Origin of the sequence: Nostoc foliaceum FACHB-393, assembly GCF_014698505.1 — a bacterium.
GTDB classification, from domain to species: Bacteria; Cyanobacteriota; Cyanobacteriia; order Cyanobacteriales; family Nostocaceae; genus Nostoc; species Nostoc foliaceum_A.
This window is the reverse complement of record NZ_JACJTD010000088.1, coordinates 1-21,132: the sequence shown is the minus strand read 5'-3', so window position 1 is coordinate 21,132 and position 21,132 is coordinate 1. Positions and strand designations below refer to the sequence as shown.

The following is a 21,132-nucleotide window of genomic DNA, read 5'->3' as shown; positions in this document are numbered from 1 at the left end:
CGGTTGAAATTCTCAATCAGGGTTTAAAAGATTTGGTTGAGGAAGCTTCTAAATATAAAAAGTCACAGTGATTCGCGAATATCATTCGCGAACCAATTTCCCCTTTCCACATCCCGTGAAAAGTCAGATCAGCTACTGAGTCAACCTTAGCTAAAACATTACTAGCAGAATTAAAGTTGCATCTCAAACAGATGATTCAGGGTTTAGATATTGAAAGATTGGCAGAAGTAGTTATGGAAGTTGGAAAATATGTCAAAGGTGAAAAGGTAACAGGAGCAAAGGTCAGCGAGTTATTTACGAGTGTTACAACTGATGCTTTAGCTTTGACTTTTGAGGAAAAAATGAACATCGTTAGGCAACTGATTAGAGATGACAAACCATTGATTCTGAAGAGATTGAAAATAAATCTTCAACAGTCAGATGACAACGGGGAGCAGATCCGGTTTCGGCGCTAACTAATCAATTGGAAATGAAAATTAAGACTTACCACTTATTGTTATTCCCACTATTTTTAACTGCTTATTTAAGACAAAATTTACTAGTTTATGACCGCTTACTAAGATTATTTTATTGGAGCGACGAATCAACTGTTTTGACAACTGTCCAGTTATGCCAGTATGCACGAAGAATCCACCACTGGCTCTTTCATGCTCAATACAAGACAGGAAATCTTTGATGTGTTCTGCATTAATGTGATTAGTGTAGCGTTTAACCTGGATTACATAGAGCTTTCCCAAAATTAATACGCGACCGTCTATACCGCCGTCACCAGTGTACCGAAAGTTGCGTTGGATTTGCCAGCCCTGTTCAAGGCAGCAAGTAAGTACCAACTCTTCAAAAACGTAAGGTGATATCCTACGCAGTGTGGCGATTACTACTGGTAATTTAACAATGGGAGTTATGCTCCGAAGCCGTTGCAGCACTTGAGAGGCGTACTGAATATTTGCCTGCTTTTTAAGCTTTTTAGCTAATCTAACCCTTCGCGTTGTTGCTTTGCTTAGTGGTAACTGCTTTTTAAAATTTTTAGCTAAGAGAGTCTTTTGCGTTGGTGCTGGGCTTTGCCGTACAAAATTTTGAGGTGAAATGTCAGACGATTTTGTACTCTTGGCTGGTAATGGCGATTGCTTAAAACCTTGGGAGCGATACTTTGACTTTGGCGTTGAAGGTGGAAATAATACAAACAGCCAAGCTAGAAAAATTATTCCACCCAGTGCAAACAACAAACTAATGATTAGGATTAGTATCATTTTTACGCTACCCCTACCTCAAGAGCGTCAAGAGCCACACCTGCTTTATCTGTGCATACTTCTAAATTGTGCTTCCTGTTGAGAATCCTGCTGAATTTGATGATGCATATCAACAACAGATTGAACCTTACCAAGTGCCTGTAACTGTTGCTCACTAACGTTAGGTGATAAAACTCCGTCAGTGAGAACAGCATCGCCGTTTTTGGCACGAACGATTACATTCTCGCCAAGGCGTTCAAAGTCAAAGCTTGTACTTTTAAAACTTTTAGAACCATCAGAGTTATCTTTGCCCAAGATATTCAGCAGCGCTTTGACACTTTGCTCAATTGCCTGACCTTTGACATCATCGACAGCAGCCCGTAGTTCAGTTCGAGTATTGTCAATGGCCGACTTCACACCCTTAATACTTTGATCAACAGTGTTTTTAACACCATCTACTTGTGTACGTAACTCTTGAGTTAAGTTACCAACTTGTTGATTGAGTTCATCCCTGGCTTCATCTAGTCGGTTAGTAACTTGTTGCTCTATTTGAGCTTTCATCTGTGCAATTTCTTTCCTTAACTTCGTCACTTCAGGGGTCAGCGCATCTTTAAGGCGCTCAAATGCGTTTGAAGCCGTTTTCTTTACTTGACGTTCAACTGACCCAACCCAGTTTTGAAGAACCGTATTTTGAACTTGTGGTAAAAACCCCTGATTCACCTGGGATAAAGCTTTTTGGGTGTTCTCAATCAACTGTTGTTGCTTTTCTAAAGACTTACCCATTTCGGCAACTTGAGCAGCCAGTTCTGACAAGGATTCGGGTGAAAGCTTTTCTGATTTGATACTATCTACAAGTTTTTGTTGTTCGCTTAGTTTTTTCTGTAATACTTGCACTTGTTTTCCTAAAGCCTCTACACTGTAGGTTCGCTCCTTCGTAGCAACTTTATTTTTCTGTAATGGGGGAGCTAAACCTAATTTGTCAGTCAGTACCTCTCCATTCTTAATATGGAATACTTTTTCATTGCCAATTTTAATAGAAATTGCACCTTGAGAATTTTTCGGGTCAGACAGAGCTTTTTTTAAGTTCTCTACTATCGTTGGTGTTAATAAGTTTTTAGAGGGAGATTCTCCCAATGTTCCTTGATAAACTTTGCTAGAGCTAGAGTAAATAGAAACATCCTTGCTGGGTTCTAATCCTTTTTCTTTAGCTTTCGCATGGATGAGTTTGAGGAGAGATTCTAAAATGTCTAAATAATCTCGCTTAATTTCTTTCGCTTCACCATCATCAATCATTATTTTCGCCTTTGAGAATTGACTGAATTAACAGTTCAGGATTAATCGCTACTTGTGGCAAAACTATCCCACCGAGTTTATTAAGAACCTGTCTACCTTCAACTTCAATGTAAGCAAATTCTCCATCAATCATCACTGTTATCGATGATGTATTTTTTTCAGCGCGAGATGGGACATAATCTTTCAGAACACCATTTAACACAAAAATATTGGCATCATCTGCATCGCTACTATAGACTTCCAGGCACTTAGGAAGATAGTTAGCATCAAAAGGCAAGTTATCCCAACTATCAGCAGTGTTCAAAATTTCGCTTGGATATTTATCTGCTAGGGCTGCTATATCAGGAGGGAGTTTTGCAATTTGTTTTCTATCATAATCAGAGAACGGGTAAAACTTACTTGATGACATGAATTTTATCCAGAGAACAGGGAACAGGGAACAGGGAACAGAATTTATTGTTGTAGCTTTTTAATAAGAGCAATAATCATCCGGCTCTCTTCTCGTAGTAAAAGGATAATTAACGGGCAACAGGGAACAGGGAATAGGGAACAGGGACTGTCTGTGACGGGGGATTTAAGCCCCCGTCAAGACTTACCACCTATAGGTGGGGGACTCAGACCCATTGGTGGGGAGAGGGAACAAACGGACGAACTGTTGCCCGTTGCCCGTTCCCTGTTCCCTCTCCCAAAGGGAGTTGATTCTATGTCAGTTTGGCTACATAATCCTACTCTCTGAGATAAAATAATATGTGTTTCTAATTCGTTAAGTGAACCTTGGGCAATGTTAAGAAATCTTATATACTCAGCCGTTGATCTTCTTCCATAGCATAAGTGCTATGTTAGCTGGAATAGATGCCGCAGACCTTCTGATTTGTTGTACCATTCCATACAACTCATCTTTAGGAAAGAGTTTGGTCAAAAAATAGCATTTCTCAGCTATATCTATCCCTTTTTGCCAAATCTTTAAGTCTTTAAAATCATTAATTTCTGACATATAAAGCCTTCATTTATTACTAATTTTTTCTATTCTCTGTTCCCTGTTCCCTGTTCCCTTTTTCTTGCCTAAATCAGGCTTGCATATTCTGATAGCTGCTCTTGAGTTTCTATCAAAGGCAACAATTTTAATGCCTCTGCCCGACGAATTCTCATTTCTTCATCTGCTGGAGGTTTCAAAATAGACTTCATGGCTAATGACTTTTGGAATTTATACCAAGCTTTTACACTCGCAGCTTCCGAATTAATCTCATGTTGAGGAATATGAATATTTTGCAAGATTGGTATACTTATCTGTCCGCGAGAACGAAACCCTGGACTAATAATTACAGCTTTCCCTTCTGGTAATGTATTAAATTGGTTGATATCAAATAACTTGCGAGTACTGTTTTGGTCAGAATTAGAAATACTTGCACCACCCTTGCCTCCTGATGAACGGGAACGTTGCTTGTATTTAATCTCTTCATCACCTAAGAATTTACTAAAACGTTCTGCTGCTACATCATCTTGAGGGTTAAAGAATGCTTTGGTAGCACAACCTCCAAAGATGGCATTAGTTGTATTTTCTCCATAAGATTCAATTAGCATTGAGAGATTTTGTAAACCTAAGATAGAAATTAGTCCATCTTCCCGGTTTTGGTTCAACCAATCCACCAAGGCTGGTAAATATAATGTTGGTAATTCATCAATCCCAAGCACCAGAGGAGAAGTGCGTTTATAGGCGACATTTCTACTTATTATTAAATGCAGAATGGAGACAAGCAACGGTGCAATTACATCACGCTTTTCTTTGTTCATTCCAAAAATCACCATCTGCCGTCCTTTCAAGTCCAGTGGAATATTGGTTTTTCCGCAAAAAGCCGCCAATGCTGCCGGAACCATGAATCGGCTGAACAATCCGCTTGCTGTTCCCACTATGCTAGCTGCTGTTTCTGGCGACCCGGCTACAGATACAAACTGTGCGAAAGCCTCTCTAACCATGAAATTCAGGTTCTCTGCAATTTCCATGCGCTTGACTAGCTTCGGTAATCCCAGAATTGCTTGGCACATCATGATATCTGGGTATTGTGTTCCTTTCGCCAGCATAAAAACAGCTTGCACCAGTTGATCTCCAGCATTGCTGAAGAAGCTATTCCCCGAATCATCCGAACCGAGTTGAAAGTTGCGGTTGAGTGTGATTGCCAACTGCCGTGCCATTTCCGAATCTTCATTACTACGAAGAAAGTCTATTGGGTTAGCAACTGCCGATTCTGCAAAACCTGGAGCTAAAATGGTGACTTGATAACCACGTTTTAGGGCGTACCCTGCTAGTATTGGTGCTTGTCCTTTAGGTGCATCTGTGGCTGATTCCTGCTCTGCATACTTAAAATCATAAAGTGCTAAGGGGAATCCTTGATCTATTGCTGAACGAATCAACGGATTAATTATTGAAAATGATTTTCCACAACCTGGGCCACCACAAACGAAAATCCCCCGTTGTGCGTCTGGTAAGTAAAGGGTTACTGGATCTTCGGGAATGCACGTTTTTCTCACACCATTGACAATTTCACTTTTTATATTCTTGGGAGTCCCCACGTACAGCGACACACGATTATGTTTACGTTTATTTATTTGTTTGCACGCTAGTTTCCGGGCTGCTGTCTTCTCTGTTGTTCCACCCCATCGGGCAGTAGCTAGTTTAGCAATACCTCCTTTAGCATCAATATATTTAGCCACCACAATTACTGCACCACAGGCTAGTAATCCAAGTCCAGCAGGTGAAATTAGTGCAGAAGAGAGTCCTGGTGGAATGAATTGGTTAGCATTGACTTGCGTGTTGGTCGTTGTTGTCATTGTCCGCTTCCCACAATAACTAGATTATTTTCATTTACTGGTATCCAAGGCACTGGCCCAATAAAATAGGGCGTACAAGTTTTTTGCATAAAAGGAGGACGCGCACATATCCGAAAGAATAAGCCAAAGTCGGCAGTCCCCTTGGATTCATTAACTCCGGTCAGCGCCACCTTAAAGCCACTACCATATACCAGCCGTCCTGTTGGTTCCTTCCCGGAATTGACCGCAGCCAAAAAACCATAACCACCTAAAACATGCTGTGATGACCCAGAAGCCCAGCGCTTACCATATAATGCACCCTCTGAGCCGGAGAAATCGCCCATTTCTAGATATGAGCATTCTTTACCAGCAGAACAAGCACTAGGTACAGTTTTATCGCCCCTTACTACACTGCCAGAGATAAAATAATTATTTCCAACCCTCGCATCACCTTTTTCAGAAGTACCAAGAACTACAGAAGCAATTCCCACAATCCCAACACCAGAATTAATTGGTTGAGGCATCTTGTCGAAGGGTACTTGGTTTAATCCAGGGACTTGGTTAATATAACTTTGCTGCCAAGACTTGAATTTTCCCAAGGAAGTTGATCTTAATCCTGGTATAGAGTTTAATGAGTACTTGCTTAAATCAAGTTTTCCTAAAGGGAGATTCCCTGCTTCCGGGTTTGACCGTAAAATTTGAGAAATCTTTCCACCACTTAATACCCCATTCCTAGACAATAAAGCAGCTATTGGTGGGACTTGTCGAAGACTTAAGTTTCCTAAACTAGGAATGGCCTTTACTAACGATGCTGGTGTCTGCCATTGGATTAATCCAAAATCTTTTAGTGTCAGTTTGTTATTACTTGGTGCAATTGAACTTATTGATTTCAGGCTCAAATTGGACATTTTAAATGCATCATCCGCATCACCCAGCATCACAACAGAATCAACTTTTTGTCCTGCTGACCAGGAACGTGACGGGTCATATCCAAATAGCGAAATGAGATTTTGTGGAATACTAATATATCCCGGTTGTTGCACAGGCGGGAGATTATCCCATGTAATTCGTGACCAGTCAGGAGCTTGGACAACATATTGACCTTGCGAATAGGTAGTTGTCGGAGTCTGTGCCTTTGATGGCGCAGGTAAGATAAATGGAATTAAAGATATAGCTGTTAATAAATATTGTTTCAACTTCATTTAATCTCCTGATTAATTAACTATTAATTAGTCCAGATTCTTTGATGCCTTTTTCACAAATACAAATAATAAAACCGATAATTATTTGAGTAAAACAGGGCAAAACCTCAGTAAATCTCTAATTAGATTTATAATCTGGACAGTTATTGTCTGACCTGACATCAGCATGTAATGCACAAACTAAAAAATTGCCCACATCAGCTTGTCCATGACAATACAAACATTTTCTACAAAGAACAGATGCTTTCTCTCTTTCTGCTTGAATTCTTTTATACCCTTCTGCATGATGTTCGTAATCTGGACAGTTTTGAGATATTAATTCTTGGGGATGCCTGCTACAAATTATTTGTTTTCCTTGTTCATCAGTTAAGGCATTGTGCCGAAAATGAGTGCAACCTTCACAATATTCCGGTTTGAGCCGTTCACGTTTATAACTAATTATATCGAATCTGATTTCGGATTCAATTCGCTCTACTTCTGGTTGACTTAGTTTATGCCAAGTATATAAAGCTGGCAAAGATAATGTACTGAAAATAATTGCTATATATGAATTCCAGCTTTTGTCATTTTTGAGCGCACCTACCACTCCAAATACTAATATTTCACATACTACAATAACAATACCTATTTCTGCTAATAAAGAAATATAGCGATAGGGAATCACTACTCCAAATAAATTACCTAACTCTTTCAATAAGTCACGCTTTTTACTCATTATTTTTGCCCCCACTGAATTAACTGATTAAAAACTTCCTCCTTAACACCAGAACGCGAGATAGCTTCTTCTTTGCTCTTGCCCTGACGTAGCATTTTAATCGCATCCTGAGTTTTTTTCCAAGTTATTGAACCCTCTTTGATTTGACCATTACTATGAGCGATCGCTAAACCATAAGCAAGAGCATTAGCATCGTTTCTTGGTAAACCCCTACCAGGTAATATAGAGTTTATAGCTGCTGGTTGTTGGGGTCTTGTTACTGGTGTTGGTATCTTATCTAAGCTAGTTGGGACTACTTCCGGTTTAATTCTAGCTACAGGTACTACAGGCAATGGACGAGCCGAATCTGGTTTAATCATCAGACTAGTGTAAGATGGACTTCCTGTAGCAGGAATTAATTTAAATTGGTATTGTTTTTGTCCATCTGACCCACTCGTAATAATGGTTATTTGTGTATTCCCATCCGAAGAAGAAGTTAAATTAGCGAACTTTATTGGTGTGATTTGCCGCAAGAATAAAATTGTGGCATTTCCTTGGCTGCAATTTGAATCATTAGAATTATCATTGCTTTTCTGACACAAGTTTCCGTTTGAAGTAAAAGTAATTCTAGAGGGATCGCCAATCCAAACTTGCTTGATAACTTCTCCGGTAGACATCAAATTAATAGTCAGTCCATAACCTTTCCAAATTTTCAGTTCCAGGAAATTAGAATCAACATCTTGAGAGTAAACAGTTCTAACACTTCCAGCTAAAACCTGATGAGAGTTAATTAACAATAATGTTGCAGCTAGGGCTAGAATCTTTTTCATAACGAAATCGTTTGATTAACGAATACCTGTACTGTCTGACCAGCATCAATCACGAACACTTTTTCTTGGCTATTTAATTGCCCAGACCGGCTTTGATTAGATGCTTTAATACCTTCGAGAACATTGTTAAATGCACCTTCACCAAAAGCAGAGGTGATATTTTTATCATCATTAGTAGTTGTAGTACTAGAAAATCCATTAGTATTAATGTTGGTCTGACTTCTTGGGCGATTCTGGATCTCAGCAGCCTTGGCAACACCGGCGATTACGGCCGACATCAAATCACCTCCTAAATTACTACCTTTGCGAGATTCGGCTTTGAGAAAACTGCCGTTTTTCGACATAATTAAAACAGCGTTTTCTGGCAGTTTCTTTTCTTGGGTGTTCCCATCGGAATTAATTAAAACTGAAACCCCGCGCAATTGGGCAAATCCTGAGCCATTTGAATTAGTCAATTGAGCTACCAGATAAGAACCCGTGGGTAACACTTCACTACCATCTGATGCTTTCAATGGAAGGGATATCTTAATCAGGTAATTTTGACCGATATCATCATTAGCCCCCCAAAATATTGGTGTCTCTAACCGTCCTTCTGTAGTACTACCAACTAAAATACGCTTTGTATTATAATCAGTTGTTTGTGCAGTAGTTTGATTTTTAACTTCTGTACTTGACCCTATTCCCCCTTTTATCCCACTGGGGTTTAATTGTTCATCATCAGAGTTAACTGAACTACTGAAACTACCAACGTTTGCAACAGCAAGCCATTGTTGCATCGGGTCTAGAGGTTGAGTTTTTACAGCCGAACTTGCATTGGGGATTATTCGTGCTACTTGTTTTGGTTGAGATTGATGTTGAATAACTGGCAACGAGCGTCTAACCGATGTATTAATTCTCGGTGGAAAGGGATTTCTAGAAACTGTTACTGGTTGTGTACGCTGAGGTATTGTTCTTGTCGGTGGTGGAGCTACCGTCACAGGTGTGAATGTGGGACTAGGTGCTGCTGTTGCTTCTGCTTTTTGATCGCGGATTTTCTTAAATTCCACATTCTGGCTAGTCAAAGCTAAAGCTGTTTTATTTTGTCCAGTCTCATCCTTGACTGGTTCTTCTATTGCTTCAAGACTTATTTTTGGTGATTCTATTTTTGTAGTAGAAAAGTTCAGGGCATTCATAGAACCATTAATTAGTCCGCCAACAATCATTATAAAAATCAATATTATCCCACCGATAACAGCCATCTTTAAAAGTGGGTTTTGCGGAATTGTACGAGTAGTTGTGATTTCTTCTGGTTCAGGAGCTTCTGTATCAGCTAAGGATTGAAGCTGAATACTTACCCCATTCATCGCGGCGAAATCTTTATCTTTCTTATCCAAAGAACCTGGGTTAGCTAGGTCATTCTCTACTCTCTTGTCTGACTGTTCTTTTGCTAAAAATTCTGCTTCATCCTCTAGGGGGTGAACGTTTCTTTCATTTACTGCTGGAGATTCTTGCGTTTGTGTCATAAATTCAAATCTTGAATTTTATATATTTCTAAACCTGCTTTGCGGACACGATAAGCTGTTTGTTGAAACTCAGATGAAATCTGCGGTAATGTCGGTGTGTCTATCACTTTGACAAAAACACTTTTGTTAAACCCTATTGGTTCTCCAACCAGATTATTACCCTGAAAAACTATTACTTCCCCTACCATATCTACTTGAAACTTTCCTGATTTTACTTTTTTAGGTTCGCTAAGTAAACTGATTTTTAAAATTGATTGAGTCGTACCATTAAATACATCTGGTGGTGTGAGATTTCCTATTTCTTTCAGAAACTCAGCACGGAAATCTTCTGATAACGCAAACCCTGTAGCCCATACATTCGTTGTAATTTTGCTATTCCCTGTTTGCACACCCACATCAAGCTTTAATTTTTTAATAGGGTCTGCATCGTAGTCACCAGTCACTTTTGGCAATGTATTCCAACTCAGTAACCCTGTCATTGTCTGCCCGACAAAATACCTGATGGCTTGAGGCGATCTCTCCTCACTATGTATCGCGCTAACTCTTATAGATTCTCCATCATTTAATTCTACTAATGTCGGTGCTTTCGAGTTAGCTATAGTTCCGACTCTCGCAAAATTTATGATTTCTATTAACAGTAGTAGGCTCAGTAATACTGCATTCCCTATCAAAAATATTGGAGTGAAATTTAATTCTTTTTTTTCTAGTAGCCTCATTTTCTTAATCCCACAGAGAATTTAATTCCACTAGTAAAAGCTGTGAATACTGACATCCCCCCTCCTGTGCCAATGGCTACTGCAAGTAATGGCGAAAAAATTGCTTGTATTAGTTGCATCAACAATGGATTGCTTGAAGGTTTGTCAACTATCGCACTCGCAACTATACCTACTATTATCGAGTATGAAATTAGTATTAGTGTCAAACCTAGCCAACCGGACAACCAGGCATAAAGAGGCTTGCTTTCAAAAGGCAGTAAAGATAATGCCAAGAATATAGGTGCAACGTAAGCAACTAACAAAAAGGATAATTGCACTATATATTGGAAACCTGCGGATAAACCACTCAGGATCACATAAACAAGACCTTGAATTGCACTATTGACAAGTTCACCACCAATATCTATTGGGTTCCAGCTTCCCGTACCTGAACCAGTTCCCCTTTTCTCTCTGGCTTCGCGCGCGTCTGATTGAGCTTTTTCTATACTCTCTTTGATGCAAGTTTGTCTAGGATTTGTTGTGTTGCCCTTACTATCCGTTTGAGAAGTTTCAAGTTTTTCGCATTCAGTCAAAGCTGTCTGTGTAGCTAAAATGAAACTCTGATCTGCATTCACATTCCTTATAGCATCTTTCAGCTTTACACCGTTTCTAGTAATACTTAGGATACTCCTGTTTAGATTAGCCGACACATCCTTGAGAGCGATTGTGGTATTAGCCAATAAAAAACCATTGTTAGTCAGCATTATAATTACTAACAAGGGAAAAACCATCTCACTTACAAAATTGTAAGAAAAACCTTCTTCAGCGAACTTTCTATACCAACCCAAGGAGGCAAAGCTGACTAAAACTACTGCAACCAACATTGATACAGCCACAACAGCTATATAAATAGAACTTGTCCCAGATGCTAGCTCTGCCCAATCATTAGCAAAAGATTTGACAATCAAATCTGCCCCATCAATAGCACCATCAACGATCTCACCTGAATTAGTAGTACCCGTATTTTGTCCAGGTTGCTGACCTGTTGATTGAGCTAAAAGAATAGTTAAAAGCATTTTATTTAATCAGCTATTTTATTAAAAAGGGGGAAGGGGGAAGGTGGGGCCCTCTCTGGGGATAAGGGGCGGGGGGAAAGGAAAGGAAAAAAAGAGTAAAACTTTTCCCATACGATGCAAAGCAAGTATTTTAAAATATGGAGAATATTACAAGAGATAATACTCACCACGTAGTGCGATTGCAGCGTAGAACCACTCTTACTCCATTATTTTTAAATATGTATCGGGCTTCTTTTCCCCTTCCCCCTCTTTATTGATTTTCCCAAAAAGCATCATTGACGGCAGCAGAATGCAATATTTGTCTAGCTGCTGCATTAGATTCTTGCTGCTCAAGTCTTGCTTGTTCATCCATACGGCTAGAAATATCAGCAAGATTAATATTTGCAGCAGCTAATGAACGGGATTGTTTCTGAGCTTCTGCATGAATTGATTTGCTAACCACAGCCGTTTGTAAATTTTGGACAGCCATCTTTTTTAAGATGTCTTGGGTGATAACATCCTGCTGGGCAGCATCAGCGTTATCTGAAGATTGCGAAATCGCATCATTGGTTATTTGGGCTTCTTGAGCTTGTACTCTTTGACCCTCTCCACCTAATACTGATTGAGATTGACCGCGAGTGTATTGCTGATTCCATTCTCTAATAGCATCCTGGGCTTGAATCCGAGGGTCTAATACTAGTAATTGAGTTTCTTGCTGTTGTAAAACTTCCTCAATGTTCTTGCCAGCTTTTAAAGGATCGGGAATTCCTAAATCACCTACACTAGATTGAATTGCCTGATTTAATTCCGCTTCCAGCTTTCCTACAGCTTTAGTAAATTCTTTTTGATAGCTATTTATGTAAGTTTGTAAGCTATTGTAAATTTCTTGAAATTGCAGCAAAAAAGATTGATTTGAATTATTGCTAGATTCGACATTAGCTGCATTGGCTGGAATACTAGAAAAATAAATTTGAACTACTACCCCTGAGATCACGATCAACTGGTTGAAATTCTTCATATAAATTCTCCAAACGAACTACAAAAGGGGTTTTTGCACAATACGAACTAACAGTTGCTTGTTGATTTTTCAAATCAAAAGAAACAGCTTTAACCAGCAATGACTCAGGAGGATAATTAGCCTTTGATAATAAACTTTTAAAAAAACCATTCTCATAAACCACAGTATTTGGTGGAAGAGTAGAAACAGGCTTGTTGTAAAGTAAAAGATATCTACTGTCTACTTCGTATTGAGAATTTATTCCAGGCTGCTTTAGTCCGGGAGTCACTATATTATTGTATTTGAGGTTTCTCAAACTCGGACTCCGTTTAACTGCATCCTCTCCCATTTTCATATACACTTTACAATTATTTTCTTGACTAGCAATAAACTTCTCATATTTCGCTTGATTGTCTTTCCATACTTGAAAACTTCCAATTGATACTACACCTGCCAATATTGCCAATAAAATCTTGTTTTGAATTAATAATGCAAGAATTTTCATAATGGTTTCCCTTGCTTAATGCACTCAACATAATACTTTGAAAATTCTGCCACCCAAGTGAACTTATCATTGTAAATTTTTTTAAACTTGTCTCGTGATTCTTGCTCCTCCCTACCATTCACAACCAAACCCAAAAGGGGAGATGAAGGATAATAACGGCATCTTATATATTTATTGTTGTAGTCCAACAGCCATAACGTATATAGCTGTTGGATGTTTGGCATGAAAGTTTCATTTACATCTATAATTTCTCTCGGCATACCAAGCAATTCCGAAAAACTTCTCGCTGCCCCAGGGACAATTCGCCCGATTAATCGACAAGGCATATTTTGTAATATTTGTTCCCCTGCTTCTGATTTGGCAATCGAAATCACATCTTGAGCAGCTAGAGCAATGCGACATCCTGATTTCCGAGCCGTAGCACATTTACGGCCTACTAACCGAGATAACGACGGGAACCGTAGCAATACACTCGCCTCATCCATGAAAAACATACTGTTTGTCGATGATAGTGATTGTCTCGATGCCGCAATATACGCTGACATCCCGAACACCTCTGCTTCTCTATCTGATTGCAGATTCGTTAATGCAAACGTAATTAGCTTGCTGTCTGTTTGGAAAGTTGAAGGTTTACAAATTGCATTTCCTATTGAGCTTGCTTGCCAGTACTGTAGTCGTAAGCGTATATAATTGAGCGCCTTATCAACATTCTCATCCTCATAGCCTAAATCAATACAATCGGCACAAAAAAACTGTTCCATATCAACTAGAGTCGGCGTGTTATCCCACTCTGGGGTTCCGATTCCTGCTGAGTGTGCCAACTCAAAACGTCGTTCAATATCTGGATTCTCGTAAAAAGCTTTTGTCCCTAAAGGTATCAACGATTCTATTGTTTGAGCAAGGAACCCCTCAAACTGCTGTGAACCCAGAACCAACTGCAACACTATTAGATTTACATCATTGCGATGTGCTTTTACCCTGTCTTCTCTTTGTTCTAATGGGATTTTTGATAAATCTAGCGGCTGAACAATATTATTTGATTGTCTGGAGATATCAAAGTAGAATCCGTTGTAGTATGGCGTAAAATCTCCGAAGGTTCCTGAACCGTCATCGTTTGGCAAATCTATAATTAATACCGACATATCTTTTGCCAAGCACTCCGCAATAATTGACGATACTAATACTGATTTCCCACTCCCTGTAGTCCCAATAATCATTACATTTTTCGTTTTTGAGAAATCTATCCAAACTGATGAGTGCCCTTCATCTGCAATCAATTCAAAGCCTTTTTCATCGGCTTTCATATTCTGTATTACTGGCGTTAATCCGATTATCTCGCTCGTGAAAAATGTTGTCCGTCTGTTGTAAGGGCTGGTTAGTTGGGGTTTTTGTTTTATCAGTAAAGTATCTAACCAGATAGACCATGCATACTGGGTTTCACGTATTAACTCCGTTGGCTGATTTATATAACCTGAAATCAGTCTGCAAGCATCATCAATTTCTTCCAGCGAGTTGCGGTATACAAGAACAATTAATGCTAGATTTTCTGGCGTGTCACCTGTGTATAACTGCTTTTGGGCGTTTACAGACCATTCAGTATTAATCTGTGATGCTACGTCTATAGTTTTTTTGCTGGCACTAATTTCCGCATGACGCGAACGCCTAGTTATTAACTGTTGAGTTAGCCTAGTCAGTTTTTGATCCGCTGGGCTGATTTCTGTGATGATTTCAACATCATAAATCACTTCACGCGAAAACACATTCCATAAAAAGCGCACCTGATCCCTAGTAGAAGCAAATGCTTCTGGTTTTTGAGCCAGCGTCATCACTCCTACATATTTTTTCTCTTTATTTTTACTTGGTAGGCATACCCATTGCCTATCAGCGTAGGGAATCCCATTGTTTAAAAGTACTGAAGTCGCGTGTAATTGGTCAATATATTGTGATTTTAATGGTGACGCTTCGTTAATTTCTTCCCTCAAACCCGATTCATCAAATACTAGTGTATGTGGCACTTTTACACTTTTCGCTCCCAGGCAATAAGTTAAATCATTCCATAGCTCCTTTTCTGTTTTCGGTGATGGGAATAATTTCATTTCAGATAATATCTGCTGATGTCTCAATGATACATTTATTGCTTTTTCCAGAATCTGGATTAAATTTTTCTTTGTCAGTTCAGTTGCCCCCGTTGGTGTAAACCGACGCTGTAAAAAATTCGCCAGCTTCACTATCGCTCTATCTACAGCATCGCCTCCCTCTGTCCCTCCTGGTTTAATAGTGAAAGTTGTATAAATGTTCAATTTTATATTTTTACGCTGCCGTCGCCGCGACAGTTCTTGCATTCTCGCTACTTGCCCCCAATCCAGAAACTCACTTTCAGGAGATACTGGATTTGTTAATCTCTCTCGATATGCTTCAAATACTTCTGATTCATTACATAAAGAAGACCAGCGAAAAGTAAATTTTTCTCCCTGGGGAATTTCTTTGCAACCATTCTCAAAAGCTTTCGCTATCGCTTCTACTTGTTCATCCGAATTAAACAACGGATGAAACCCTGTGCAGCTATATCCAAATACTAATTGTAAAGTATTATTCGTGTCACTTACTTGCTTTTTACTTAACAAATACGCCCCAATATTATAGCTGCCTTTTTTCAATCTAATTATTGTGGTCAAATCCAAAAAATCTTCAAAAGCCGATACTTTTTTGACATTTGGAGAATTCTTAATTTTCACCATGATTTAGGAATTTTTTTAGAGCCTGCTCTTTTCTTGTTTTGAGGAGAAGAGTATTTGACGTATCCTCTAGACCATATTGGAACACCTGGGAACACTCTAGACCAAAATAAATAAGGTCGTTTCCCTGATAAAACTAAAGCTGTAGCACTTACCCAAACACCTATCAATATGCTCCATATCATTCCTATGCCAAATAAGAATGCTATGAAAAAACCTACTCCAAACGAAACTAAAGAAATCGCAAACTGAAAACCCGTCAAAATCCCTATTGAGGCATTTTGACCTAAAGATTGATTAACTTGTTTAATTTGTGGTTGTTGTTTCATAAAATAGGGAATAGAGAACGGGCAATAGGGAACAGAATTAAGGATGAGAAAGGAGTGACTAAAAAGGAGGACTGGGAAGGCTGGAAAACATTTTCTTCCCCTGCTCTTTTAAAAAGACGTTCATTAAGTGTGTTCCCTGTTCCCTGTTCCCTGTTCCCTGTTCCCTGTTCCCTGTTCCCTGTTCCCTTTTAATTAACAAGCTGCTGTGACACCAGCAAAAAGAATGTTTTGGGCGATGAATAACACCAAAGTCACAAAAAATATGCCTATAGGTTGTTGCACTATCTGCGTTACTTCTTGTCCGTCTCCCAGTGCATTAGCCACCTTCACTCCAGACGCTACGAAATAAACGAATAACATCACTGTTATTGCGGCGTTTATTACTGCGGGTAAGGCGTTAATAGAGGCATTTCCTGTAGCAGCTGCTGTTCCAAACATACACGTCAATGCAATTTGTGTTGGGTCAAATAGTCCAAACGCATGGGCTGGCATTGTTTGAAAAGCCACAATCAACGTTGTCCCAGCTGCATATATCTGATATTGGTATTTCAAACCTACTTTGCCAATCAGCTTGGCAATTACCTGATTCTTAGTTTTAGCTCTTTGGCGTGACCCGTGTTCGTTTCTATTACTTACCAAAACAATCGCTCCTTTGTTTGTCATAAATAGTCAGATAAGTCTAATTGTGTTACCTCGAAACTTAAGAGAAGAATACATTCGTCAGAATCAAGAGTATGGCGATTCATGTCCTTGGTTCCATAATTTATCCCTTCATCCAGAGAATAACTTTTGACATTACGCATCTATAACCGCTACTTAATATTAACGATTGCCAAAAAATAGCAGTGCAAAATTACAACACTAAAGCAGAATTTCTTTGAGATAAATATTCACCATATTTATTTTCTTTCTACTGTTAGTGACTGCATCATACTATCACATCAACTAAAGCTTGAGACAAACTTAACAAGTTTTTTTGTGAACTTTTTTCACAGGATGTAAGACAGAATTCAAAGATTATCGTCCTACTTTATTCAGTTATTCATTGATGAGCTTACTCAATAATTAATTTCTCTCTCTCTAATCAGCCTTTTGATTGTAGTTGATAGACTTGTACCCCAATCAGAGGCGATTTTCTCTAATCTTTCACGTTCAAACTCATCTAGATAAACTGGTAGAGAAGCTTTTTTCTTTTTGGAATTCTTCATAGATAACTTGTCTCTTACTTTTGACATATTATGCTGATTTATCGATTTTTTAAGCTAAATATTCTGACTTCTATAATGTTTTTATGATATTATTACAATATTACTTTATTCTCAGGTTATGCGATTACACCCATACTTGTAGGAGCATATTATAAGGGGAGTCAAATTATGCGTTCCAAGTCAAATAAACATAATTCTGCCAGTGTTACACTTCGCGTAGAACCAAAATATGTGAGTGATTTAAAGCTCTATTCACAGGTGGTTGGAAGAAATCAGTCTGAGATTCTGCGGGAATTACTTATATCTGCCCTCAACTCCATCCCTGAACATCAAAGAAGAGCTATGGAAATTATTGCTCAGTGTAGAACCTCTAACTAATTGCCAATTCTCACTTGTAGCTCTACTACAACCCTCCTAAGAAAGTGAGGGTTTTATTATTAGTTAAAGGGAAGGGAAAGGGAAAATTCCATCCTTTCCCCTTTACACCCGCGCCTCATCCCCAGGCCCCACCTGACCCTTTCCCCACAAATACCAAGAAGTCTATAGCATGAATCGCTTTGACAACATGAAAAACAAAGCGAAGCTTCAACTTACTCAAATACTTTACAATAGGTGTGAAACTGTCAATTCCTCTCCAATTCACTCGATGTTGTTTCATAACTATACGAGTGTCGCAAAGTTTAGTTAATTTCAAACTTGATGAATAGCCCCTTTCCTTTATCACCTCCCCAAAAAGCAATCGAGTCATTATTAGCATTGCGAGATTACTACGCACCTCTTGTAGAAGAGTACGAAAAATTATATACCCTAGCCAAAGCCAATCTGACTCATGTAGAAGCTCTATTATCTAACTGGTCTTTGACTGAGGAGGTAGATAATGATAATGAAGAATTCACCTCTGAAAAAGGAAAAAACTTCTTCTTATTCTTAAGTGAGGAATCTGTTAATGACGATGTTGAACCTATTACCCATCCTTTATTAGACGATTCACAGGACACATCAACAGTCGCAACACAATTGCTTGACTCTACTCAACAAAATATATTCACACTTATACAAGCTTGGTCAGGTGAAGAATCTGATGCAGCTACAGATAGTCCATTCCTCCTAGAGCCACCAATAGAAACATCAACTCAACAGCGACCGCAAGATGGAACCGAGACGGACATGCTGCCTATTTTCCAATCGCTGTCTCGCCCGGAAGCTATTGAACAGGTTTTGGCACAACACATTGGCACAATTGTTCACATCGATTTTATTGTCAAAATGCTTTATGGGGAGTTAGAGCCAGATGCCTTCAAGCTCATCAAAAGCAGAGTTCAATCATCCCTTACTCATGGCTTGGAAACTAACAAATGGTTCAGTGTCCCTACTAAACCGGGATGTTATACTCTGTCTTTAACTTTGCTACCCAAACCGGAGACGAAAAATTCGTCCACCAGAGTCAAAGGCAAAAATAAGAAACAAGTTTTGCCGCCCCAGCCCAAAGACATACCAATGCTCAAAGAATTTCAGGGTCAGTTTTTAATTGATGCACTAACAACTTTTTTAGAAAATAATTCGGGTAAAGTTTTCGGGGTTTCAGAAATTATCAACCGAATCTATGGCGAACTCACTGCGACTGAGATTAAAGAAGTGAAAAACAAGGTATTGAATGAGTTATCACGGGGTCATCGCACAGGGCGATTCACTAGGGTTCCTGAGCAGATTGGTTTTTATACCTGGGACTTAGAGTTGCTCAACAAGTAGAAACGATTAATTATCGAACAGAATTCAGGAGTCAGGAGTCAGGAGTCAGAATTCAGTTGGGTATTCTGTTGATCCGGTATTTAATGAATTAGGCGATCGCATCCAAGATAATCAAGTTCAGGGCATCCAGTCGTTGGAAATCTCCGTTGGGCAAGTGATAGCCTACCGCTTGATGATGGTTTTCCCTATGTTGATAAAGCTACTTATTTATGCGGATATTTGAAGTAGCGTTAAAAGTAATTCCACGCATTGGTGATGAAAAGAAACGCCTGACTGAAGAAAAAGCGTTATTAGATTTGTGGTTGGCTATGGATGAAATCAAAGCGAAAGTGTCTTATGTGCAACCTGAGCTATCCTTAAATTATGGACAAATGAGTTTTAATTTAGAGATTGATGATTGGGGGCTGTTCACCGTTAACAGACAACTGTTAACCGTCAACTAATAATTACAGGAGATAATCAAATATGAAGGTTAGAGGGATAAAACGTGGTCAAAATATTGAAATTCTAGAACAACTTAATAATATTCCAGATGGGACAGAGATAATCATAGACGTAGAATTTATTGCCAATCAAATTATAGAACCACAGCCACTATTAACAAACGAGGAGAGACTAGCTAGACTCAATCAATTATTTGGGATTTGGAAGAACCAACCGGAATTAGGAGAAATATTTACAGAGATTGACCAACAGCGCCATGCTTATAAAGGCAGAACCATAGACTCACTTGATAATCAGGATTTAGGCTAATGTATCTGCTAGATACCAATATTTGCATTGCACTGCTGAACGAAAATCCCCAAGCTGTTACTAATTTTAATCGCTTTTTCAGCCAATGCTATCTCTCTATCATTGTAGTTGCAGAACTATATAAAGGCGTTTATTGTTCTCAACAGGTGGCCAAAAATCTAGATATATTAGCGCAGTTTACTGAATTACTACCAGTAGAACCATTTGGAATAAAAGAAGCTATCGAATTTGGCAAGATTCAAAGCGAACTCAGAAAAATTGGGAAACCAACCGGAGAATTTGATGCTTTGATTGCTGCTGTAGCTCGTTCTCGTGACGATATTCTTGTTACTAACAATATCAAAGATTTTATTAATATTCCCAACTTAAAATTAGATAACTGGTTAGAAAGTTGAAAAACCTGCGTGAATATTCTTGGAAAATTAGTTACACCAGCAACACCCACAACACCATCACTGATTTTTACATTCCTGCTTTAGAGTGCGCCATTCAATATGACCGTAAGGCACGTTTTTTTTAGCAGACCATGCACGCCGTAAAACTCCTCAAGACCGCAAAAAAAACGCCCAATCGCTTGTTACAGTTAATACTAACTTGCCGGCTGATATAATCCCGTATTTTCGTTAAATTCCCACCCCAACCCTGCTCTATCTTTGCCCTTACACCATGCTACAAAAAGCGGTGGGGGAAGATTAATTCGCTCCTTGCGTACACTTTCTTCACTTACACCAAGTCTCTTGGCTAAACCTTCTTCAGTTAACGGTTGCATTCGGGGAGTATGCACTTTGAAGGATGAATTATTGTAGTACGATTTCTGTCCCCGCTTTTGTTGGTTGTTGAGATAGTCTTGAATTTTAATGATCGCCTCAGCCAACTGTGTCATTCGGGCATACATCTTCTCCACTTTTTGTTCTAAATTGGCGAGATTATCAATTCCTGTGGCTTGGTTGCTATTAGATTCATTTGAAAACTCTGACTCCAACTTATCAAGTCTTTCGCAAATAGCTCTTATCGTTTCACTGGTTGAACTGCTGTTATTATTATCACTTTTAACTAAGTACTTCTCAACACTTGCCTTAATCTGAGAATCTAAGCGTTTGTCTAAATTATTACCACCTATTGCATCAAGCTGATCTTGAGAATCGTCTAAGTAGAGTTCGATAAATTCGAGCAGCGTGGCTGTTGCTGTTGTGCCTTTCGATTTGCATCGGGCGATAAACTCCTCCCAAATCCTTTGATCGCAGTTGAAAGATGCCAGTTTTTTATTACGCCCTGTCTTGCTCATGTTCACGTGTCATCTAGGTAAACTTGGACTCTCCACGCTTATTAAATCGTGTGATTTGTCATGATGAATTACCTTGATACTATCATCGCCAAAAGCGTCAACGCATTTGGCGATCGCTTTTGTGAAGAGATATTACCACCACTGTCCATTAAAGAATTATTTGTCAGTTTTAAAGAATTAGTGTCCAGGCACTCGATTTTTTGAGTCATTTGGAATTAGAGTCATGGTCTAGTTCGGTAAATTCCAGTTTTAAAGAATTAGTGTCACCT

The 21,132-nt window shown here is 39.0% G+C and carries 26 protein-coding genes; 8 read left to right on the top strand and 18 right to left on the bottom strand.

Going from position 1 to position 21,132, the window contains the following annotated elements; genetic code table 11:
• Nucleotides 1–191: 191 nt before the first annotated feature.
• The gene (locus tag H6G92_RS34660; RefSeq protein ID WP_190900917.1) at nucleotides 192–455 is read left to right on the top strand and encodes a hypothetical protein; all 264 of its coding nucleotides are present in this window, start codon (nucleotides 192–194) and stop codon (nucleotides 453–455) included.
• A 21-nt stretch (nucleotides 456–476) separates the two neighbouring features.
• On the opposite strand, the gene H6G92_RS34655 is transcribed toward H6G92_RS34660, so the two are convergent.
• The 3 genes from H6G92_RS34655 to H6G92_RS34645 are packed head-to-tail and all read right to left on the bottom strand — an operon-like array spanning nucleotide 477 to nucleotide 2,928.
• Entirely contained in the window at nucleotides 477–1,247 is a 771-nt protein-coding gene (locus tag H6G92_RS34655; RefSeq protein ID WP_190900915.1) for a restriction endonuclease, read from the bottom strand.
• Between the two features lie 45 nt (nucleotides 1,248–1,292).
• On the bottom strand, nucleotides 1,293–2,519 hold the full coding sequence (locus H6G92_RS34650; RefSeq protein ID WP_190900913.1) for a hypothetical protein: 1,227 nt from the start codon (nucleotides 2,517–2,519) through the stop codon (nucleotides 1,293–1,295).
• A complete protein-coding gene (locus H6G92_RS34645) occupies nucleotides 2,512–2,928 on the bottom strand; it encodes a hypothetical protein (protein ID WP_190900911.1) in 417 nt (138 codons plus the stop codon). Before H6G92_RS34645 ends, H6G92_RS34650 begins: the two co-directional genes overlap by 8 nt.
• A gap of 153 nt (nucleotides 2,929–3,081) precedes the next feature.
• On the opposite strand from H6G92_RS34645, the gene H6G92_RS40970 reads away from it, so the two are divergent.
• A complete protein-coding gene (locus H6G92_RS40970; protein WP_313890041.1) occupies nucleotides 3,082–3,255 on the top strand; it encodes a hypothetical protein in 174 nt (57 codons plus the stop codon).
• 66 nt (nucleotides 3,256–3,321) lie between these two features.
• On the opposite strand, the gene H6G92_RS40625 is transcribed toward H6G92_RS40970, so the two are convergent.
• The 14 genes from H6G92_RS40625 to H6G92_RS34575 form a co-directional block, all read right to left on the bottom strand.
• Complete coding sequence (locus H6G92_RS40625) at nucleotides 3,322–3,513, bottom strand: four helix bundle protein (protein WP_277926829.1); 192 nt, start codon at nucleotides 3,511–3,513, stop codon at nucleotides 3,322–3,324.
• A gap of 68 nt (nucleotides 3,514–3,581) precedes the next feature.
• Nucleotides 3,582–5,345 carry a type IV secretory system conjugative DNA transfer family protein gene (locus H6G92_RS34635; protein WP_190900909.1) on the bottom strand — a complete coding sequence of 588 codons (1,764 nt, stop codon included), beginning with the start codon at nucleotides 5,343–5,345 and terminating at the stop codon, nucleotides 3,582–3,584.
• On the bottom strand, nucleotides 5,342–6,526 hold the full coding sequence (locus H6G92_RS34630) for a hypothetical protein (RefSeq protein ID WP_190900907.1): 1,185 nt from the start codon (nucleotides 6,524–6,526) through the stop codon (nucleotides 5,342–5,344). The genes H6G92_RS34635 and H6G92_RS34630 overlap by 4 nt, the downstream gene beginning before the upstream one ends.
• A gap of 118 nt (nucleotides 6,527–6,644) precedes the next feature.
• Nucleotides 6,645–7,241 (bottom strand): hypothetical protein, encoded by a 597-nt coding sequence (locus tag H6G92_RS34625; protein ID WP_190900905.1) that lies wholly within the window; start codon nucleotides 7,239–7,241, stop codon nucleotides 6,645–6,647.
• The gene (locus H6G92_RS34620; protein ID WP_190900903.1) at nucleotides 7,241–8,050 is read right to left on the bottom strand and encodes a hypothetical protein; all 810 of its coding nucleotides are present in this window, start codon (nucleotides 8,048–8,050) and stop codon (nucleotides 7,241–7,243) included. Before H6G92_RS34620 ends, H6G92_RS34625 begins: the two co-directional genes overlap by 1 nt.
• Entirely contained in the window at nucleotides 8,047–9,552 is a 1,506-nt protein-coding gene (locus tag H6G92_RS34615; protein WP_190900901.1) for a hypothetical protein, read from the bottom strand. The genes H6G92_RS34620 and H6G92_RS34615 overlap by 4 nt, the downstream gene beginning before the upstream one ends.
• Nucleotides 9,549–10,268: a hypothetical protein gene (locus H6G92_RS34610; protein ID WP_190900899.1), complete on the bottom strand. Its 720-nt coding sequence runs from the start codon at nucleotides 10,266–10,268 to the stop codon at nucleotides 9,549–9,551. The genes H6G92_RS34615 and H6G92_RS34610 overlap by 4 nt, the downstream gene beginning before the upstream one ends.
• Nucleotides 10,265–11,323, bottom strand: coding sequence for a hypothetical protein (locus tag H6G92_RS34605; protein WP_190900897.1), 1,059 nt, complete (start codon nucleotides 11,321–11,323; stop codon nucleotides 10,265–10,267). Before H6G92_RS34605 ends, H6G92_RS34610 begins: the two co-directional genes overlap by 4 nt.
• A 250-nt stretch (nucleotides 11,324–11,573) precedes the next feature.
• Nucleotides 11,574–12,320, bottom strand: coding sequence for a hypothetical protein (locus H6G92_RS34600; protein ID WP_114083952.1), 747 nt, complete (start codon nucleotides 12,318–12,320; stop codon nucleotides 11,574–11,576).
• Nucleotides 12,259–12,804: a hypothetical protein gene (locus tag H6G92_RS34595; RefSeq protein ID WP_114083953.1), complete on the bottom strand. Its 546-nt coding sequence runs from the start codon at nucleotides 12,802–12,804 to the stop codon at nucleotides 12,259–12,261. The genes H6G92_RS34600 and H6G92_RS34595 overlap by 62 nt, the downstream gene beginning before the upstream one ends.
• Nucleotides 12,801–14,021 (bottom strand): helicase HerA domain-containing protein, encoded by a 1,221-nt coding sequence (locus H6G92_RS39965; protein WP_238845464.1) that lies wholly within the window; start codon nucleotides 14,019–14,021, stop codon nucleotides 12,801–12,803. Before H6G92_RS39965 ends, H6G92_RS34595 begins: the two co-directional genes overlap by 4 nt.
• Before the next feature lie 1,514 nt (nucleotides 14,022–15,535).
• Nucleotides 15,536–15,868: a hypothetical protein gene (locus H6G92_RS34585; RefSeq protein ID WP_114083955.1), complete on the bottom strand. Its 333-nt coding sequence runs from the start codon at nucleotides 15,866–15,868 to the stop codon at nucleotides 15,536–15,538.
• 192 nt (nucleotides 15,869–16,060) lie between these two features.
• Nucleotides 16,061–16,531: a hypothetical protein gene (locus H6G92_RS34580; protein ID WP_228039061.1), complete on the bottom strand. Its 471-nt coding sequence runs from the start codon at nucleotides 16,529–16,531 to the stop codon at nucleotides 16,061–16,063.
• 395 nt (nucleotides 16,532–16,926) lie between these two features.
• Entirely contained in the window at nucleotides 16,927–17,076 is a 150-nt protein-coding gene (locus tag H6G92_RS34575; RefSeq protein ID WP_114083956.1) for a ribbon-helix-helix protein, CopG family, read from the bottom strand.
• 168 nt (nucleotides 17,077–17,244) lie between these two features.
• Between H6G92_RS34575 and H6G92_RS34570 the strand changes: the two genes are divergently transcribed.
• From H6G92_RS34570 to H6G92_RS34550, 5 genes are all read left to right on the top strand, one after another.
• A complete protein-coding gene (locus tag H6G92_RS34570) occupies nucleotides 17,245–17,454 on the top strand; it encodes a hypothetical protein (protein ID WP_147262545.1) in 210 nt (69 codons plus the stop codon).
• A gap of 321 nt (nucleotides 17,455–17,775) precedes the next feature.
• Nucleotides 17,776–18,825, top strand: a complete 1,050-nt coding sequence (locus tag H6G92_RS34565) for a hypothetical protein (RefSeq protein WP_190900895.1) — start codon at nucleotides 17,776–17,778, stop codon at nucleotides 18,823–18,825.
• A 209-nt stretch (nucleotides 18,826–19,034) separates the two neighbouring features.
• Nucleotides 19,035–19,268: a hypothetical protein gene (locus tag H6G92_RS34560; protein ID WP_159402676.1), complete on the top strand. Its 234-nt coding sequence runs from the start codon at nucleotides 19,035–19,037 to the stop codon at nucleotides 19,266–19,268.
• A gap of 22 nt (nucleotides 19,269–19,290) precedes the next feature.
• A complete protein-coding gene (locus H6G92_RS34555; protein WP_190900894.1) occupies nucleotides 19,291–19,578 on the top strand; it encodes a hypothetical protein in 288 nt (95 codons plus the stop codon).
• Entirely contained in the window at nucleotides 19,578–19,973 is a 396-nt protein-coding gene (locus H6G92_RS34550) for a type II toxin-antitoxin system VapC family toxin (RefSeq protein ID WP_190900892.1), read from the top strand. The genes H6G92_RS34555 and H6G92_RS34550 overlap by 1 nt, the downstream gene beginning before the upstream one ends.
• A gap of 194 nt (nucleotides 19,974–20,167) precedes the next feature.
• Here the strand turns inward: H6G92_RS34550 and H6G92_RS34545 are convergent, their stop codons facing one another.
• Entirely contained in the window at nucleotides 20,168–20,863 is a 696-nt protein-coding gene (locus tag H6G92_RS34545; RefSeq protein ID WP_190900890.1) for a hypothetical protein, read from the bottom strand.
• A gap of 60 nt (nucleotides 20,864–20,923) precedes the next feature.
• On the opposite strand from H6G92_RS34545, the gene H6G92_RS34540 reads away from it, so the two are divergent.
• Nucleotides 20,924–21,067, top strand: a complete 144-nt coding sequence (locus H6G92_RS34540; protein ID WP_190900888.1) for a hypothetical protein — start codon at nucleotides 20,924–20,926, stop codon at nucleotides 21,065–21,067.
• The last annotated feature ends 65 nt before the right edge of the window (nucleotides 21,068–21,132 follow it).